At 69.4% G+C, this 16,404-nt stretch carries 16 protein-coding genes and 1 tRNA gene; 10 read left to right on the top strand and 7 right to left on the bottom strand.

Going from position 1 to position 16,404, the window contains the following annotated elements:
- Positions 1–20: 20 nt before the first annotated feature.
- A complete protein-coding gene (locus ACNJ93_RS16570) occupies positions 21–566 on the top strand; it encodes an HAD domain-containing protein (RefSeq protein ID WP_418958177.1) in 546 nt (181 codons plus the stop codon).
- A gap of 59 nt (positions 567–625) precedes the next feature.
- Here the strand turns inward: ACNJ93_RS16570 and ACNJ93_RS16565 are convergent, their stop codons facing one another.
- The 4 genes from ACNJ93_RS16565 to ACNJ93_RS16550 form a co-directional block, all read right to left on the bottom strand.
- Positions 626–2,332, bottom strand: coding sequence for a relaxase/mobilization nuclease domain-containing protein (locus tag ACNJ93_RS16565; protein WP_418958176.1), 1,707 nt, complete (start codon positions 2,330–2,332; stop codon positions 626–628).
- A gap of 4 nt (positions 2,333–2,336) precedes the next feature.
- On the bottom strand, positions 2,337–2,918 hold the full coding sequence (locus tag ACNJ93_RS16560) for a plasmid mobilization protein (protein ID WP_376412542.1): 582 nt from the start codon (positions 2,916–2,918) through the stop codon (positions 2,337–2,339).
- Positions 2,919–3,024: 106 nt separating this feature from the next.
- Entirely contained in the window at positions 3,025–3,969 is a 945-nt protein-coding gene (locus tag ACNJ93_RS16555; protein ID WP_418958175.1) for a DUF2637 domain-containing protein, read from the bottom strand.
- A gap of 361 nt (positions 3,970–4,330) precedes the next feature.
- The gene (locus ACNJ93_RS16550) at positions 4,331–5,533 is read right to left on the bottom strand and encodes a DUF3631 domain-containing protein (protein WP_418961432.1); all 1,203 of its coding nucleotides are present in this window, start codon (positions 5,531–5,533) and stop codon (positions 4,331–4,333) included.
- Between the two features lie 290 nt (positions 5,534–5,823).
- On the opposite strand from ACNJ93_RS16550, the gene ACNJ93_RS16545 reads away from it, so the two are divergent.
- The 5 genes from ACNJ93_RS16545 (at position 5,824) to ACNJ93_RS16525 (ending at position 9,854) form a co-directional block, all read left to right on the top strand.
- The gene (locus ACNJ93_RS16545; RefSeq protein WP_418958174.1) at positions 5,824–6,318 is read left to right on the top strand and encodes a helix-turn-helix domain-containing protein; all 495 of its coding nucleotides are present in this window, start codon (positions 5,824–5,826) and stop codon (positions 6,316–6,318) included.
- 190 nt (positions 6,319–6,508) lie between these two features.
- Positions 6,509–6,727, top strand: a complete 219-nt coding sequence (locus ACNJ93_RS16540) for an excisionase family DNA-binding protein (protein WP_189944833.1) — start codon at positions 6,509–6,511, stop codon at positions 6,725–6,727.
- Entirely contained in the window at positions 6,727–7,866 is a 1,140-nt protein-coding gene (locus tag ACNJ93_RS16535; RefSeq protein WP_418958173.1) for a tyrosine-type recombinase/integrase, read from the top strand. The genes ACNJ93_RS16540 and ACNJ93_RS16535 overlap by 1 nt, the downstream gene beginning before the upstream one ends.
- A gap of 153 nt (positions 7,867–8,019) precedes the next feature.
- A complete protein-coding gene (locus tag ACNJ93_RS16530; RefSeq protein WP_418958172.1) occupies positions 8,020–8,667 on the top strand; it encodes a hypothetical protein in 648 nt (215 codons plus the stop codon).
- A 29-nt stretch (positions 8,668–8,696) separates the two neighbouring features.
- A complete protein-coding gene (locus ACNJ93_RS16525) occupies positions 8,697–9,854 on the top strand; it encodes a helix-turn-helix domain-containing protein (protein WP_418958171.1) in 1,158 nt (385 codons plus the stop codon).
- A 232-nt stretch (positions 9,855–10,086) separates the two neighbouring features.
- Here the strand turns inward: ACNJ93_RS16525 and ACNJ93_RS16520 are convergent.
- Positions 10,087–10,157, bottom strand: a tRNA-Gly gene (locus ACNJ93_RS16520).
- A gap of 462 nt (positions 10,158–10,619) precedes the next feature.
- Between ACNJ93_RS16520 and dcd the strand changes: the two genes are divergently transcribed.
- Both dcd and ACNJ93_RS16510 read left to right on the top strand, forming a co-directional pair.
- On the top strand, positions 10,620–11,195 hold the full coding sequence (dcd, locus tag ACNJ93_RS16515) for a dCTP deaminase (RefSeq protein ID WP_418958170.1): 576 nt from the start codon (positions 10,620–10,622) through the stop codon (positions 11,193–11,195).
- A 5-nt stretch (positions 11,196–11,200) separates the two neighbouring features.
- The gene (locus ACNJ93_RS16510) at positions 11,201–11,710 is read left to right on the top strand and encodes a phosphoribosyltransferase (RefSeq protein ID WP_418958169.1); all 510 of its coding nucleotides are present in this window, start codon (positions 11,201–11,203) and stop codon (positions 11,708–11,710) included.
- A 1,166-nt stretch (positions 11,711–12,876) separates the two neighbouring features.
- Here the strand turns inward: ACNJ93_RS16510 and ACNJ93_RS16505 are convergent.
- Together ACNJ93_RS16505 and ACNJ93_RS16500 are read right to left on the bottom strand one after the other, a co-directional pair.
- Positions 12,877–13,689: a protein phosphatase 2C domain-containing protein gene (locus ACNJ93_RS16505; protein ID WP_418958168.1), complete on the bottom strand. Its 813-nt coding sequence runs from the start codon at positions 13,687–13,689 to the stop codon at positions 12,877–12,879.
- A 1-nt stretch (position 13,690) separates the two neighbouring features.
- Positions 13,691–14,527, bottom strand: a complete 837-nt coding sequence (locus ACNJ93_RS16500; protein WP_418958167.1) for a sigma-70 family RNA polymerase sigma factor — start codon at positions 14,525–14,527, stop codon at positions 13,691–13,693.
- Between the two features lie 167 nt (positions 14,528–14,694).
- Here ACNJ93_RS16500 and ACNJ93_RS16495 point away from each other — a divergent pair, with 167 nt between their 5' ends.
- Together ACNJ93_RS16495 and ACNJ93_RS16490 are read left to right on the top strand one after the other, a co-directional pair.
- Complete coding sequence (locus ACNJ93_RS16495; RefSeq protein WP_365346116.1) at positions 14,695–15,027, top strand: hypothetical protein; 333 nt, start codon at positions 14,695–14,697, stop codon at positions 15,025–15,027.
- Positions 15,028–15,029: 2 nt separating this feature from the next.
- Complete coding sequence (locus tag ACNJ93_RS16490) at positions 15,030–16,379, top strand: FtsK/SpoIIIE domain-containing protein (RefSeq protein ID WP_418958166.1); 1,350 nt, start codon at positions 15,030–15,032, stop codon at positions 16,377–16,379.
- Positions 16,380–16,404 lie beyond the last annotated feature (25 nt).

Raw genomic sequence — 16,404 nt, 5'->3', positions numbered from 1 at the left:
CCCTGGCCCCTGGAGGACCGATGCGCTCGCCCTACCTGCTCCTCGACATCGACGGCGTCCTCATACCCTTCCCTGATGCCGACGGGACCACCCCGGCCACCCACGCCCGCCACGACGTAGTCCCCACCGGCCGCAGCGCCGACAACCCCGTCACCATCTGGCTCAACCCCGACCACGGCCACCTGCTCATGGACGTCATCCGCACCGGCCTGGTCACCCCGGTCTGGTGCACCAGCTGGCGCCAGGACGCAGCCACGCTGGTCGGACCGCTCCTCGGCCTCCCCGTCCTGCCGTACGTCGACCTCCCCCGCCCGCAGATCACCACCAGCCACCCCGACGGCTACCTGTGGAAGCGCGACCACGTCGACACCTGGCTGGGCGATGCACCCGCCATCTGGATCGACGACGACTTCACCCGCCTCGACCACGGCTGGGCCGCAGCCCGTACGGCCCGAGGTGCGGCGACCCTCCTCGTCCAGCCCGACCCCCACATCGGGCTCCAGCCCGAGCACCTGGCCCAGGTCACCACGTGGGCAGCCCAGGTACCCGCCATCCGAGCCGCGTGACGCCCGATGCCCTCACTGCCACGAGCAGCGAGGGCATCGGCGCAGCCGGCCGAAGGCGATCAGCGCCGCCGTGCCTGCGGCGGCGGCTGCACAACGGCTGGCGTGCCTGCCGTCGTGTGGATGAGAGCGTTGGGGCGTCGTGTGGTGCTGCGGGCCATGGCTGCCTGGGCGCGGGGTCCGGGTGTGTGGCGTTGCCCGAGGCGGTGGATGCGCCAGGTCAGGGCGCGGGCGGGGTTGCGGGCGTCGTCGAGGGTGCGCTGGCCGAGAGCCTGGTCGAGGACGGTGGCCGCGTTGTGGCCGGTGGCTTCCGCCTGGGCGAGGACGGCGGCGAGGGCATCCCAGGCGGGGTCCTGCAGGATGCTTTCGGCGTGCTCAGGGACGGCCTGCTGGAGGTGGCGGGCGTAGCGGTCCCTGGTCTGGATGCCGGGGGTGCGGCGGGCGAGGCCGTCCAGGACAGGGACGGCGACCTGGGCGTATGCGGTCTGGAGGTGGACGAGGGTCTGCTGCGCTGCCGCCTCCTGCTGGGCGTGCTGACGAGTGCGGTGCCAGTGCCTCGCGAAAGCTACGGCGATGAGGGCGGCGTCCAGCAGCATCGCCAGCCCGGCCCCGTCGCCTGTCGCGGTGGGGGTGCGCAGGATCGTCTGGACGCTGCGACGCAGGACGCGGGTGCTGTCGAGGTCGGCGGTGATGCGGGAGCGGGTGGCGCGCTCGAAAGCGGCGGCGGCCCGTTCGAGTTCGGTCCTTGCTGCGGCTGGTGCGGTGAGTGGCAGCAGGTCGAGGGCTCCGCCGAGCACGACGAGCTGGCCTTGGGCGATGTGGTCGCTGCTGCGCGTGAGATGGTCGGGGATGCGTTCGGTGGCGGCGGTGGCCTGGTGCCAGGGGTCGGCCGGGCGGGCGGTGGCCGGTTCGGGGGCGGTGTCGGTGAGGCGTTGGCGGATCTTGGGCAGGGAGAGGTCGCCGGCGAGGGTGGAGCCGGAGAACCAGACGGGTTCGCCGTGTTTGTTGAGGTCGCCCGGTAGGGCGACGCTGTAGCCGAGGACGTCGCCGGACGGTCCGGTCTTGGGGCGCACGTTTACGCCGGTCGCGTTCAGGAGTGCGAAGAGCTCGGTCTCGGTGGAGGCGGCGGCCACGGCACGGCGGACGCGCATGCGCAAGATCTCGCGGGTTGTGGTGTCCTGGCCCTGGCGCTTGGCCTTGAAGTGTTCCTTGCTGGTGGGGCGTTTGGCGGCGGTGCCGTCGCCGGGGTTGAGGCGGCGCAGGCCGAGGTCGGCTTCGATCTTGCGGGCTTCGCGCTGGACGGCGCGGATGTCATGGTCGCGGCGGGGGCGGCGGCCGTCCTGGCGTACGAGGGTGGCGGCGATGTGGATGTGGTCGTCGGCGTGGCGGACCGCAACCCAGCGGCAGGCTTCCTCGTCGCCTTCGGGGGCGATGCCGGCGGCGGCCACGATCCGGCGGGCGATGTCCGCCCACTGCGCGTCGGTCAGGATCGGATCCTCCGGGGCGGCACGGACCGGGCAGTGCCACACCGTGGTCGTCGGGGCCTCGTCGCCGAGCATCTTCACGGGCTGGTCGAGCTGCGCGGCGAGCTGGTCCTCGACGTCCCTGGGGTTGCGGCGGGGGCTGCGGCCGGGGTCGGGAGCGAAGCCGTTCCAGGACGCCACCAGGTGGGGGTCGATGTGCTCGTTGGCGGAGCCCGGGCCGTAGAGGTAGCCGATGAGGCGGCGGGTGGCACGGGCGCCCTTGCCGAGGATGATCTTCGGTATCACGTGGTCACCGCCCCGAGATCACCTGGGCGACGGCCAGGTCCACATCGTCGACCGATGCCTCGACCCGGTCCAGCAGCCGCGCCACGATGTCCGACGCGGGCCACGCGCCGTCCTTGTTGAGGTGCCAGGCGAGCTGGTTGAGGTTGTTGCCGATCAGTGCGAGCTGGCGATTGGCGCCCATCAGCGCCTTGACCATGGCTCGGTAGTCGGCGACCGCGGCGGTGGGGTCGTCGGAGCGGGCGGCAGCGAGCGAGGTCTCGGCGACGTAGCCGCCGACCGACATGCGGCTGAGGTGGGCGGCTGTCGCGAGGAGGGCGAACTCATCGTGGCTGTAGCGCGGGTGGACGCGCTTCTCACGCAGCGTGGGTTCGCGAAGACGGCGGCGCGGCGCGGACGGCTGTGTGGCTTCTCCCCGAGTCGGCTCCCCCGGGCCGGCCGACACCGGTGCCCCCTCGGCGCCGGACGCCTCCGCCTCCCCTGGGGCGGAGGCCGGGTAAGGACTCCTTACCCGACAACTTGCTGCGCGGTCGAGGCCGGCAGTCGTCTCCTGCTGGGTGGTGGGGAGTTCGTGGTTCGGGTCGTGCATGGGCCGGTTCTCCGTGGGTGCTTGGCTGTGTGCGGCCCCGTGGCCCCGTGCTCGGCTGCACGGGGACACGGGATGCGTTGGAGGGCGGGTCAGGGCGCTGTGAGGGTCAGCCGGTGCCGACGGGGGAGGCGGCTTCGTTCAGTCCGCCGAGTGGTCCGGCCTCGAAGCCGTCGTCCGTGGCGTGCTGGGCCTGGCCGGTCCGCTCGGCCTGCAGTCGGTCGCGCAGGGTGCGGGCCCGGGGCAGGCCGATCCGTAGTTCGCGGCGCAGACCCTCGGCGGTCAGCTGGTCGTCGGTCCAGTCGGCGGTCAGGAGTCGGGCTTTGTCGAGGAGGTCGGCGTCGGTGCGGGTGCGGTCGGCGGTCGACTTGGCGGCGTCGGGGACCCGACCGGTCGCTCGGCGCGGTGTGGCTCCGGTCGACTGCGCCACCGTGGCCGACCGAGGCGGTCGGGTGTCGGGAGCCGCTTCGGTTCCTTCGGTCGGCCCCGTGGCAGGTGCCTTGGTGACCCCCACGGGGGCCGACTCGGTCAGCTGCTCCGAGGCCGATTCGGGCCGGTCAGGCGTCGACCGTAGGGCCTGGTCGCCGACCGACCGGGCAGAGGCCGCTTCGGGGGAGTCGGCTGACTCGGGGTTGTGGTGCAGCACCTTGGCCACGAGGTCGGATCCGAAGTAGATCGACCCGACCGGGAGTGAGGTCGCCAGCAGGACGAGGGCCCAGTTCGCGTAGTCCAGGTCGGTCAGTCGGCCCCACTGGATCGAGTCGGTGTGCAGGGCCGGTACGAGGCCGTGCACGTAGTTCAGCAGGAGGCTCGCGATCGTGTAGGTCGCCAGGACCCGCAGCGCGAACGTCCGATCGGCACCGGTCAGCACGAGCGTGGCGATCAGGGCGAGGGCCATCAGGCCGTCGACGACGATCGGGTAGAGGAAGGCGGCGGTGGAGTCGGCGCCGATGGCGCGGGCCACGTCGGACAGCGCGTTCCACGAGACCCGGAAGGCCATGAGGACGACGGCCACCAGGCCGATGACGAGGGCGATGCGTCCCGTGCGGTTCACACGCCGACCCCCCGCGGATGCGGGTGCTCGGCGAGCGTCGCCAGAGTCATCGCGCTGCCTGAGGTCGTCGTTCGTGGCACCGAAGGTGAGACGCGCGATGCCGGCGCAGATGGCTGCTGGGGCGCTTGGGGCAGGGAAGTGCAAGGGGGCGGTCTCCAGGGTGGGGAAAGGGCGCTTGCGTAGGGCTGGGTGCGGTCATCCCAGCGTGGGCGGCCGTGGGCGGTGGGTACTCGTCCCACTCGTCCCATCGCTGGTCAGGGCAGGTACGGGTGGGTCGGTGATGTCGAGTCGACTCGTTGCGGGTCGGTGACTCGTCCCCGCGCTGACCTGCGCGGGGACGAGTGGGACGAGTCGGGGAGGGTCAGGCGCCCGGGTCGACGGGGAGGGTGGCGGCTGCCTCGGGCGGGCAGTAGCGGGTCCAGGCGTCGGTGAACTGGGCGCGGGTGAAGCCCTTGGCCTGGGTGCCGCCGGGGAAGCGACGGTTGGCCGACTTGATGCCGTAGTCCTGGAGCAGAATCTGCAGGCCGCGCGGGGTGAGCCCGTTGGAGCTGTGCTCGGCCCAGGGCGCCTCGGGGTCGGCGTTGAGGATCTCCAGGAGGCGGCCGGTGCGGATCGCCGGTTGGTCCCCTTCGGAGGCGAAGGCGCGGCGGATGTCGGCGAGGATGCGGATCTTGAGCCCGCCGTCCTCGTCGCGCCCGGCCTCGTAGTCGGTCATGGCCGTGCACGCGGTGCGGGCCAGGACGGGCCAGTGCCCGCCAGCGAGGTCGGCGACGCTGACCAGCGGCGCCCAGGTGTCGGCGGCGCGGTCCTCGACCGGCATCTTCGGCTCCAGGGCGAGTGCCTGCTCGCGTACGGAGGCCAGCCAGGCCGCCAGCCGCGTGCGGAGCTCGCGGACCGCCAGGTCGTCACGGCCGTAGCGCCAGAAGCTGACCTTCTCGGTCTCGGCCCGGCGGCGCATGCGGATGACGACCGACCGGTCCATGATCGTGTCGGGGAGGTCGCCGATTCCGGCGAGGGCGGCCATGGCGAAGGTGTCGAACTTGACCACCTCGTGGTTGGGGCCGGTGACGCGCAGGGTGGGCCGGTTGCGCTGGTGGCCGGCGTTGAGCAGGCCGCGCATCTCCTCGTTCTTCTCCGCGACCTTCGCGCTGCCGAAGATGGTGTCGACCTCGTCCACGAGGAGCGTGGGCGGGTCGCCCTCGCCGATCGACCGGAAGATCGCGGCGGCGGAGGCGTTGACCGTGATCAGCGGCTCGTGGACCGCCTCGATCAGGACTTCGAGCAGCCGCGACTTCCCGCAGCGCTTGGCAGGTCCGACCACCGCCAGGCGCGGCGCGTGCTGCCACACCGTCTGCAGGTGGGTCGCCGCCGCCCACAGCGTGGTCGCGGTCAGGGCCTCGTCGCTCGGCATCACGACGTAGCGCCGGATCGCGTCCCGGAGCAGGTCCAGGACCTCTATGCCCTCGGAGTGCGCGTCGGGCGGCGGGGCGGTCGGCTGGCCGGGGACGGCGGTCGGCGGCCACTCGACGGGAAGCGATGGCGTGTTCGGGGTGGCTTCGTCCATACTGGACATGGAGCTCCTCAATCTGCGGCCATATGGGACGGCAATCCCGGCTCTGCAGGTAGTCGTTCAGGGATGGGCGGCGTGAGGTTTGCGCTTTGAGCCCCTCGGTGTCGCAAGCACTGGGGGGCTTTTTGCATGTCTGGATAGGTGCTGGCGGTCTCCTGCGGACAGCAGCGGTCCAGTACAACAACCATGCTACATGCAGAGCAGCTATGCAAACAGCAGAACGTGGTGTACTGTTTAGGTTGCTGCAAATTGCAGGGACATGATGCGAGAGGAAGGAGGGGTCGATGCCCGACGACAACGGCGAGGACGCATCCGAGGGTGTCCTGCTCAAGGGCGAGGACAACGCCGCCAAGCGGATCAAGGCCGAGCGCGAGAACCGTGGCTGGAGCACCACCACGCTCTCCGACCGCCTCAACGAGGCCGGCTATGAGATGAACCCGTCGGCGGTCTGGCGGATCGAGAACGGCAAGCGCCGCATCAACCTCGACGAGGCCATCGGCTTCGCCGAGGTCTTCGGGGTGTCGCTGTCCAACCTCGTCGGCCCGCCGGCCCTGGCCGCCGCCGGCCGCGCCATGGAGCTGATCGACACCGTCGTGGCCGCCAGCGCGGCCGCCCAGCGCGCCCAGCACGCGTACCGCCGGGTCAACGCCGAACTCATCGCCTACCTCGAAGAGCACCCGGACATCCGCGAGGAGGCCAATGCGGTGGTCAGCAACGCCATCGCCGAGAGCACCATGAAGATCAACCAGGAGGAGTTCGGCCTGCCGCCCCAGCCGTAGTCCGCTCCTTTGGCCGCCCTGGCCCGCAAACCCCAGGGACCCCGGCCGCATCACACGCCCATCCCATCCCATCCCTGAACGACACGGCCCGGCCGGGGTTGCCGCCCCATCAGCCGAGGCCAGGAGAGGACCCCGCTTGCGCCACACGGCAATACCCCACACCTCCGCCCAGCCCCGCACGGCGAAGGAGGTGAACAACAACGACCGTCTGCTCACGGTCGACGAGGCCGCCGAACGCCTCGGCACCGGAGTCCGCTTCATCCGCCGGCTCATCCAGGAACGCCGGATCCGCTACGTGAAGCTCGGCAAGCACGTCCGGATCGCCGACAGCGTGCTGACCGCGTACGTCGAGGAGCGCACGGTCCCCACGCTTCGCGACGCGCGCTCCCGCTTCGGGAAGGCGGCCTGATGGCGGGCCGCAAGCCGCAGAGGCGGCGCGAGTTCGGCACGGTGCGTCAGCTGCCTTCGGGGCGCTGGCAGGTGCGCTACTGGGCGCCGGACGGGTCCCGGCGTACCGCGCCGGAGACCTTCGAGACGAGGACCGACGCCCAGGACTGGCTCACCCTCACCAAGGCGGACATCCAGCGCAACGTCTGGGTGGACCCGGAGGCCGGGGCGGTCAACTTCCAGGAGTACGCCTTGAAGTGGGTGGCCGAGCGCGGCCTGTCCGCCACGACGGACGAGCTGTACCGCCGCCTCCTGCGGCTGCACCTCCTGCCCTTCTTCGGCGAGGTGGACCTCGATGAGATCACCCCGCCGACCGTGCGGACCTGGCGGACCGAGCGCTTGGCCGCCACCGGGGCCACGACCGTCGCCAAGTCCTACCGCCTGCTCAAGGCGATCATGGAGACGGCGGCGGACGACGAGTTGATCCGCCGCAACCCGTGCCGTATCAGGGGCGCCGGCAGCGAGAAGGCGAAGGAGCGCACGACGGCCACCGTCGAGCAGGTCGACGCCCTCGCCGAGGCCATCGGGATCCGCTGGCGCCTGATGGTGTACCTCGGCGCGTACGGCCCGATGCGCCCGGAGGAGCTGGCGGCCCTGCGCCGGACCTCCGTCACCCTCGACCCGCTCGCCGTGCGGGTCACGGAGGCTGCTCCGGAGCTGAACACCGGCCGCCGTGTCGAGGGCGACACCAAGTCCGTGGCCGGCGTCCGCACCATCCACTTGCCGGCCTTCCTCTATGTCGAGGTCGAGCGGCACCTGGACTGGTTCGCGGAGAAGGAGTCCGACGGGCTGTTGTTCGTGGGGGAGAAGGGAGCGCCGTTCCGGCGGACCACCTTCGGGCGGAAGTGGGCGAAGGCCCGCGCAGCGGTCGGCCTGCCGAAGGACTTCCGCTTCTACGACCTCCGGCACACGGGCCACACGCTCTCCACCCAGTCCGGCGCCACGCTCAAGGACACGATGGTCCGCGCCGGCCAGTCCTCGGAGAAGGCCGCGATGATCTACCAGCACTCCAATGACGAACGTCAGCAGGAGGTCGCGGGGGGTATCGACGCCAAGGTTCGCGAGTTGCGCGGACGTGAGACTGGCGGCGAGTTCGCCTGAGATCCGTTACGTCCCCGGTCAGAGCAGTTCACGACCAGCTCTGACCGGGGATGGTCAAGCCCTGACGGTCTGCTGACCAGCAGGGCTTCTTGATTTTCGCCCTCGAATGAGGGAGGATTTCCGGAAATCGCACTCCGTGGTCAGGGGCTGAATATGGCAGTCATGCACGTTGAGGACTCACGCGGTCAGAGCCGTCTCGCAGACCTGGGGCTCTCGGCCGAAGCCATCGAGAACGTGCTGCGGCGCGCCGAGGCAGAACGCAACTTCTGCACGCCCCTCGACCCGGTCTCGCTCCCAGGCAACATCTTCTGGGGCAGGACCATCCGCTTCCTGCGCGAGGCGTACATCCCTGACGGGTGGCGGAGCGTGAGCCCTCAGAACGTCTCGCTCCTGCTGTCACCGGAGGAGGACTTCGCCATCACCGCCTCCAGCGGCAACAAAGCCACCGGCTACGCCGCGCTCACCCCTGCCACCCGCTACGCGAAGGGCACGGCGGTCATCCGCCGGGTTGAGACCAACCGACAGCTGGTGTTCCCTGGCTACGAGGCCGATCCCGAGCCTCAGGGGGTCGGGGAGGGGATCCCGACCTGGTTCCTCCTGTACCAGCACGTGAACACCCTGACGGGTACGCGGCTCTACTACGAGCTGTCACTGCCGACCAACCCGGGGAGCCGTGGCAAGATCGACAGCTGGCACGAGCGGATCATCTTCCCCTACATCGACTTCGAGGGCTTCAACCCGTTCCCGAACGACGACGACGGCGAGGGCGGCATCGACATCCCGATCGAGCGTCTGGGCTGATCGTCCACCCCACAACCATTGGCACTCCCATGACCACCGCATCCCGGCTCGTCCTGGCGCGCAAGCGCCGCGGGCTCACCGTCACCCGTCTCGCCCAGATGGTCGGACTCACCGCCCGCCGGCTGTCCGACTACGAGAACGGCCGGGCCTACCCTCCCCCGGCCTCCCTGGCCAGCCTTGCTGAGGCTCTGGAGTTCCCTGAGTCCTTCTTCGTTGCCGAAGAGGTTGCCGACCTGCCCGTCGAATCGGTCAGCTTCAGGGCGCTGAGCAAGATGACGGCCTCACAACGGGACATCGCCCTGAGCAGTGGTCGCCTCGCCCGGATCTTGCAGGACTGGATCCGGGCTCGCTTCAAGCTGCCGGCGCCAGACCTTCCGTCCTTGACCTCGTTCAGCCGTCTCGGTAGCGACAACGAACCGGTGTTTCCGGGCGAGGCTGGCGCCGAGAACTGCCCCGCCGAGCGCGCAGCCGAACTGGTCCGCACTCGATGGGGGTTGGGGGTCACCCCGATCCCCAACATGGTTCACCTGCTCGAAGCGCACGGCGTGCGCGTGTTCTCGCTGTCCCGGGACTGCCCGGAAGTGGACGCCTTCTCCTTCTGGGACCGCGGGATCCCGTTCGTGCTGCTGAACACCGAGAAGACCGCCGAGCGCGGACGCTTCGACGCCGCACATGAGCTGGGGCATCTGGTTCTGCATGGCGAGGAACAGGTCCCCCATGGACCTCAGGCCGAAGGGGAAGCGCACCGCTTCGCTGCCGCCCTGCTCATGCCAGCCGCAGACGTCTTGGCGCATGCCCCTCGCAACCCGAGCACCACCTGGATCCTGCAGGCGAAGCGCCGGTGGAAGGTCGCCGCCATGGCACTCGCCCACCGCCTGCACGAACTCAACCTCACCACCGAATGGCAGTACCGCACACACTGCGTCGAGCTCAGTCGCATGGGCTATCGGAAGTCTGAACCCCAGAGCACACTCACCCGGGAGACCTCCCAGGTGTTGGGCAAGGTCTTCGCCGCCCTTCGAGCGGAAGGCACGCCACTGGCGGAAGTCGCCCGCGACCTCGACCTGCGAGCAGCCGACCTCAGTGACTTGATCTTCGGCCTGGTGGTCATGGCCCAGGAGGGCGGGCGCGGTGGTGCCCGTGGTGCGGCCGCCTCCCACAGGCCGCAACTCTCCGTCGTGCGTTGACGCTTGCATTTGCGCCTACGGAGGAACGTTCCCTCGGTCGGAAGTGGTGCGGATCACAGAGCTACCCGCCCGCATATTGAGACGGCGCTGCCCCCGCACCACCTAAATGGTGCGGGGGCAGCGCCATGGGCAGGGCATAAAGCCGAGTTGGGGCACGCGGAGGGCACGACAGCCCCCAATAGGTCTAGACAACAAAGAAGGCCCAGGTCTCTGACCTGGGCCTTCTTTCAAGAGCGGATGACGGGAATCGAACCCGCGCTATAAGCTTGGGAAGCTCATGTTCTACCATTAAACTACATCCGCACAACGGTCCGGTGATCCGTACCGTAGCGTCACACACTGTACCTCATTCCGGGCTCCCGACGTATCGCGTCGTGGGGTCCTTCGTGTTTCCGGGAGGAGGAGTTGGCGTGCGGGCGGGGGAAGTTGGGGCGTAGCGTGGGGGGCGGAGTGCCGGATGGAGCGGCGTCCCCTTTATCCCCTAATGTGGCAGTCTCGTCCATGCTGGTTGGGGAAGGGACTTGATGGGTTCCATGGAGCGCACCGTCGTCCGTTGTGCCGAGGGGCACGTGTTCAGTACCGCGACGTTCCCGCTGCAGCAGCTCGGGGCCGGGCGGATCGGGCCCGGGCGGCTCGTTCGGTGTCCCCGGTGCGCGCGGCTGCGGCACGCCGTCCCGGTGGAGCTCGAGCAGCGCTGAGACGGTGGGCGGTGGGCGCGGGGCCTCTCGAATTGGGGCGCCCGCGCCCTCTGCGTATCGTGGGGGCGTGCTTCTCTCAGACAAGGACATCCGCGCCGAGATCGACTCCGGCCGGGTGCGCATCGACCCGTACGACGAATCCATGGTGCAGCCCTCGAGCATCGACGTGCGGCTCGACCGCTTCTTCCGCGTGTTCGAGAACCACCGGTACCCCCACATCGACCCCGCCGTCGAGCAGCTGGACCTCACCCGCGAGGTCGAGCCGGAGGGCGACGAGGCGTTCATCCTGCACCCCGGCGAGTTCGTTCTGGCCTCGACGTACGAGGTCATCACCCTGCCGGACGACATCGCCTCCCGGCTGGAGGGGAAGTCCTCCCTCGGGCGGCTCGGGCTCGTCACCCACTCCACCGCCGGGTTCATCGACCCCGGGTTCTCCGGGCACGTGACCCTGGAGCTGTCGAACCTCGCCACCCTGCCGATCAAGCTCTGGCCGGGCATGAAGATCGGCCAGCTGTGCATGTTCCGGCTCAGCTCTCCGGCCGAGTACCCGTACGGCAGCGAGCGCTACGGCTCCCGGTACCAGGGCCAGCGGGGGCCGACCGCCTCCCGCTCGTATCAGAACTTCCATCGGACGCAGGTGTGAGCAGCATGAGTGACGTACGGGAGAACCTGACCTACGAGGGCTTCGGGCGCGCGATCCGCGAGCTCGCCCAGACCATCGCCGACGACGGCTACGAGCCCGACATCGTGCTCTCCATCGCCCGCGGCGGCGTCTTCGTCGCCGGCGGTCTGGCCTACGCGCTCGACTGCAAGAACATCCACCTGGTCAACGTGGAGTTCTACACCGGCGTCGGCACCACGCTCGAGATGCCCGTCATGCTCGCGCCCGTCCCGAACGCGATCGACTTCTCCGACAAGAAGGTCCTCATCGCGGACGACGTCGCCGACACCGGCAAGACCCTCAAGCTGGTCCACGACTTCTGCGTCGACCACGTCGCCGAGGTCCGCTCCGCGGTCATCTACGAGAAGTCGCACTCCCTCGTGAAGTGCGAGTACGTGTGGAAGAAGACGGACGACTGGATCAACTTCCCCTGGTCCGTCTTGCCTCCAGTAAGTAAGTCGGGCGAGCCGATCAAGGAGAACAAGGAGGCTCTCTAGGAAGGAGAGCCTTTGGTGCCGACACTCGTGCCCGCCGAGTGTCGGTGCCGACAGATATGCTTCTGCCGTCCACTTCCGGTCCATCCCGATCTTCGGACCTAAGAGCCGAAGACCCCGTCAGGGGTTAGCACGACCGGACTGGGAGTGTGACATGGCAGATCTGCGTAAGCCGGACGAGCCGGACCGTGATCATCGTCGGAGCCTCACGAGGGCCGAGTTGGTGATCGCGATCCTCGCGGCAATTTCGGCGGTCGCAGGCTGTGTGGAGCAGTTCGCGCGATAGGGCGCGATGGTAGGGGAGCCGGACGATAGGGCCCAAGAGAAACGGGCCCGACCGTTTGTTGGTCGGCCGGACCCGCTTCTGTAACTCCACGCACGAGCCCGGTTCTGGTCTTGCCCACCAGAGCCGGGCCTTCGTGCCGGAGGATCTAGGCACAGGGCGCGCTCGCGAAGATCGCTGGGCCAAGGCGCTTGGCCAACCCTGTCGTGCCTAGTCACTATAGCTGTCTCGCCCATAGCTAGCCTTAGATGGCCCGAGCTAGCCCTGCGGGCAGCTAACAACGCCTAACCACAAATGTGGTCCCAAACCGATGTTTGCGCTGGTCAGAGGCTCGGCGTGACCGATTTTCCGGTCGGAGCGAATGCGCCTCCAAGCCCCGCCAAATGTGCTATGGGTGATGCACGTGAGCGAGCGCCGCGCACCTGGCAGTCCCACCCCTCACCCCGAACTCCCATCCCGTCTGCCGTCGACCCACACACCGTGGAGCAGGCGCGGTGCCGGGCGTCCAGGTGGAGCGCGCCACTGTACGAACGACCTGGACGCCCGGCACCGCGTCTGCTCGGCTTTGCCTGGGTCGATGGCAGGCGGGATGGGAGTTCCCCGCCTCAGCCCTCCACGGCCGGCACCCGCGTACGGGCTCCCGCCATCCCGGAGCCTGAGGCCCCCGCCGGAGGCATGTCGGTGACGGATGGCAACCGCGGCGCCGGTTGGGGCTCGACTCATGCCCTCGGGCCTATCCCACTCGCAGGGGCGGGCGTCGGCGCAGCGCGCGCGGAGCGGGCCGAAGGCAGGAGCGTCGCGCGGAGCGGAGCCGGGAAGCCCGCCCGGCGGAGCGGTAGCGGAGCCGGGTGCTTGATGAGGTAGAGAAACCTGTAACAGCTCGCTGCTAGAAGCGGGCGAAGACCACCGTGGCATCGTCATGCCCCTTGGAGCGGGGCCATCGCTTCCGGTCGGGGTCGCTCAGCTCGGCTTCGCGGACCTGGCTGATGAGTGAGGCTGTGCCGTGGTGCTCCAGGACGTCGAGGAAGTCTGCCCAGTCGCCAAGCCCGAAGGTGTCGACGTACCGGGCGGAGCCGTCGGTGAGGAGCGCTGCTCGCTTCAGGTGGGCGATCGGGGTGCTGCCCGTCAGGGCCTCGGCTGCGGCTTCAGGATCGGCAGCGGCCACCCAGAATCCGCCCTGCCGGTTGCGCAGTGCCCGCTCTTCCTCGACCAACGCGGTATGCACCGCTCGTTCCTCAGGTGACCCCGGCTCGGCCGCGCGCAAGGCGGCTCGCTTCTCGCCGGCCACCGCCTTCAAGCGTTGATCGGAGACGACCGAGGGCTCTTGCCCCTCGTCGAGGACGAGGGTGCCGTCACCCAGTACCAGCCACTCGGCTTGCTCGTCCCGGACCCGAAGCATCGCGACCATCGCTGACGGCGAGAACGGGCTGTCCACCTCGCAGGTGTCCCGGTGGAGATCCGCTGTCCGATCGATGGCGGTGGCCAGGCAGTGGGCCAAGTCCTGCTGGCTCTCGGTGGCTTCTCTGTGCAGCGAGTTGCCCAGCCGCCGGACGTACCAAGCCACGCCGTGCTCGCAGCCGGTGGGCAGACCCTTCGGCATGCCGGCCCCGTCCAGCACCACGACACACTCGGCGCTGCCAATGGCGAAGTCTTCGTTGGGTCCGCCAGGTCGAGGAGTGCTGGACAGGGCGAAATCCACGTCAGCTCACCTCGTGCGGAAGCAGCTCGCTGAGCGCGCGGCTGTCGGCGATCGTCTTGGTCCCCGGCTCGTAGTCGCAGCCGATGACCATGGAGAACTCGGCCGTTCCGGCCTGCTGGTACAGCTCGGCCAGGTGCTCCGTGAGGAAGTGCGCGACTCCCAGAGAGCCGACCGCGTGCACACCGGCGATCAGCAGGAACGTGCCCTGCCCGTCGGGCCTCGGGAGCCGGCCCAAGTACGCGACATCCGACGATGCGGGGCTGTCGGGGTCATCGCTCGGAGACGTGTACGTCTGCCCGCTGTCCCGCTCGATCAGGGCCCAACGACCGTCCGGCAGAGTCTCGAACGAGAGACGGGGGTCGGCCTGGAGAGCGGCCGCGGTCACCGGAGACGTCTTGGGGCCGCAGACCACGATGAGATCGTCGCGGTTCAGGTCGATCTCGCCCGACGTCGGGATGTACCCCAGGTCTCCTTCGAGCTGGAGCTGATGAGCCAAAGCCAAGAGCTTCTGGCCCGTGGAGCTGTCTTCGAGCGCCACGTACTCGCGCTCGCCCGGCCGCATGGGCACGAGTACCTGAACGGCTCCGGTCCCGATGAACGCTCGTTCCGGCGGGGGGCCGGCGTCACGCAGCTGCGCGACTCGCGCCCGGCTGACTCCCATCAGCTTCGCCACGTCGGCCATCGAGTGCCCGTGATCGCGAAGCCAAGCGATGCTTTCCTTGCGCATCCGTGAGGTCTCCACGACGGCGGCTTGGAGCTCCCCCATCAGGTCCACAGCGGCTTTCACGCGAAGCGCGTGATCTTGCATGGCGGCGACGCGTCGCACCTCTTCAATCACGGCGAACACCTCGCGGGACCGGACGGAGAACTGTCTTCATACCCAGCATGCTAAGGGGGGCTTGACACCTCGCACCAGTCGCGTGCATCTTGGGCTGGTAACCCCCCCTTAACGGAGTCGGGGTTCCGCGCCTGGGGTGTTAAGCCCCCCTTACCGGGAGAGTGGACATGCCGTCCTTCAAGATCGACCTTTCGACCGCAGTCGTCTTCGTCGCCACCGCTCCGACGCCCAAGCTCGTCAGCAAGCAGACCGGGGAGCGCGCCATGGACCGGGAGACCGGTGCCGGGCTGTCCACGGTGGGCCTCCTCATCTCCGACGAGGGTGAGGGCAACCTCTACCAGGTGACCGTCCCGGAGACCGGGCTCCCCGAGGGCCTGGCACCCGGAACTCCCGTCTCGGTGATCGGCCTCAAGGCGCGCGACTGGGAGAACACGTTCAACGGCCAGACCCGTCACGGCATCTCGTTCCGCGCCGTCGCCGTGACGCCGATGGGGGCCTGACCGTGGCTGACCTGTCGCTGCTCTGGGAGGTCGGACTCCCCATGGCCGGTGCGGGTGGTCTCGGCCTCGCGAAGGTCCGCGCTCCGCGCGTGTTCTGGTCGCTGGTCGGACTGCCGGTCACGCAGATGCGGTTCACGATGACGTACCGCTCCACGATGGACGTGTGCGGGCTGACGGTGCAGCCGTCCCGCCTGAGGGCGTTCATGGTCCGCACGGTCGCCCGCCGCAGTGACGTCCAGCCCGTGCCGCCGAAGATCCGTCGGGTACGGGGTTCCTCGACGGGGATGCGGGTCACGCTCCGCCTCCCTGCCGGGCTGGAGCCCGCCGACGTGGTCGCCGCCTCCGAGCGACTGCGGCACGCCTGGGGCGTCCACTCGGTCAACGTGGTGGAGATCAAGCCGGGATTCGTCGAGCTGCGTATGACGGGCTACGACGTGCTGCGGCGGGTGAAGTTGCCTCGTCGCGTCCCCACCGGGCCGATGACGGTCCCCGTGGCTCTGCGGGAGGACGGGACCGCGTTCGTCCGGGACTACCTGAAGGTGCCGCACGCGCTGACGCTCGGTGCCAACCAGTCGGGCAAGTCCATGTATCAGCGCAACTTGATCGCCGGACTCGCACGGCTCCCGGTCGCCCTGGTGGGGATCGACTGCAAGCGGGGCGTCGAGCAGCGGGGATACGCGCCGCGACTCTCGGCGCTGGCCGTCACGCCCGAGGAAGCAGCCGGGGTCCTGGACGCGCTCGTGGGCGAGATGGAGGACCGCTTCGACCTGCTCAGCGAGCACGGAGCCTCCGACATCTGGGCACTGCCCGAGGACGTTCGCCCTGTGCCCATCGTGGTCCTGGTGGACGAGGTCGCGGAGCTCTTCCTCGTCGCGGGCAAGAAGGACGAGGAACGCCGGGACCGGATGGTCACCCAGATGATCCGACTCGGGCAGATGGCCCGCGCGGCCGGCATGTATCTGGAGGTCTGCGGCCAGCGGTTCGGAGCCGACCTCGGCAAGGGCGCGACCACCCTTCGCGCCCAGCTCACCGGCCGCGTCGTGCACCGCGTCAACGACAAGCAGACCGCCGACATGGGCCTGGGCGACATCGCCCCGGACGCCGTGGTGGCCGTGACGACGATCCCGCCCGACCGGCCCGGTGTCGCGGTGGCCGGCGACTCGTCCGGCGGCTGGTCCCGCATACGAACACCCGAGTTGAGCGCGGCCAAGGCCGCTGCGATCTGCGCCGAGCACGCACACCTCACCCCGGACATTCCCCGGCTCGCGCCGTACCGGCCGGCGATGCCCGCCCCGGTCACGGACGCCGAGCCCGTCCCGCTGGTCAAGCCGATCCCGACGACGGACCAGTGACGTCCCCGCCCGAAAGAAGGTGACC

It is taken from the genome of Streptomyces tritici (assembly GCF_048500665.1).
In the GTDB taxonomy this organism is placed as follows: Bacteria; Actinomycetota; Actinomycetes; order Streptomycetales; family Streptomycetaceae; genus Streptomyces; species Streptomyces tritici.
The sequence above is the reverse complement of the archived record's forward strand: the minus strand, read 5'-3'. Positions and strand labels throughout refer to the sequence as shown.

Coding starts and splice junctions, on each gene's coding strand:
- ACNJ93_RS16545 (WP_418958174.1), top strand. CDS start 5,824: ATGCCCGACGACAACGGCGAGGACGCATCCGAGGGTGTCCTGCTCAAG.
- ACNJ93_RS16550 (WP_418961432.1), bottom strand. CDS start 5,533: ATGGACGAAGCCACCCCGAACACGCCATCGCTTCCCGTCGAGTGGCCG.
- ACNJ93_RS16570 (WP_418958177.1), top strand. CDS start 21: ATGCGCTCGCCCTACCTGCTCCTCGACATCGACGGCGTCCTCATACCC.
- ACNJ93_RS16510 (WP_418958169.1), top strand. CDS start 11,201: ATGAGTGACGTACGGGAGAACCTGACCTACGAGGGCTTCGGGCGCGCG.
- ACNJ93_RS16495 (WP_365346116.1), top strand. CDS start 14,695: ATGCCGTCCTTCAAGATCGACCTTTCGACCGCAGTCGTCTTCGTCGCC.
- ACNJ93_RS16530 (WP_418958172.1), top strand. CDS start 8,020: ATGGCAGTCATGCACGTTGAGGACTCACGCGGTCAGAGCCGTCTCGCA.
- ACNJ93_RS16560 (WP_376412542.1), bottom strand. CDS start 2,918: ATGCACGACCCGAACCACGAACTCCCCACCACCCAGCAGGAGACGACT.
- ACNJ93_RS16525 (WP_418958171.1), top strand. CDS start 8,697: ATGACCACCGCATCCCGGCTCGTCCTGGCGCGCAAGCGCCGCGGGCTC.
- ACNJ93_RS16535 (WP_418958173.1), top strand. CDS start 6,727: ATGGCGGGCCGCAAGCCGCAGAGGCGGCGCGAGTTCGGCACGGTGCGT.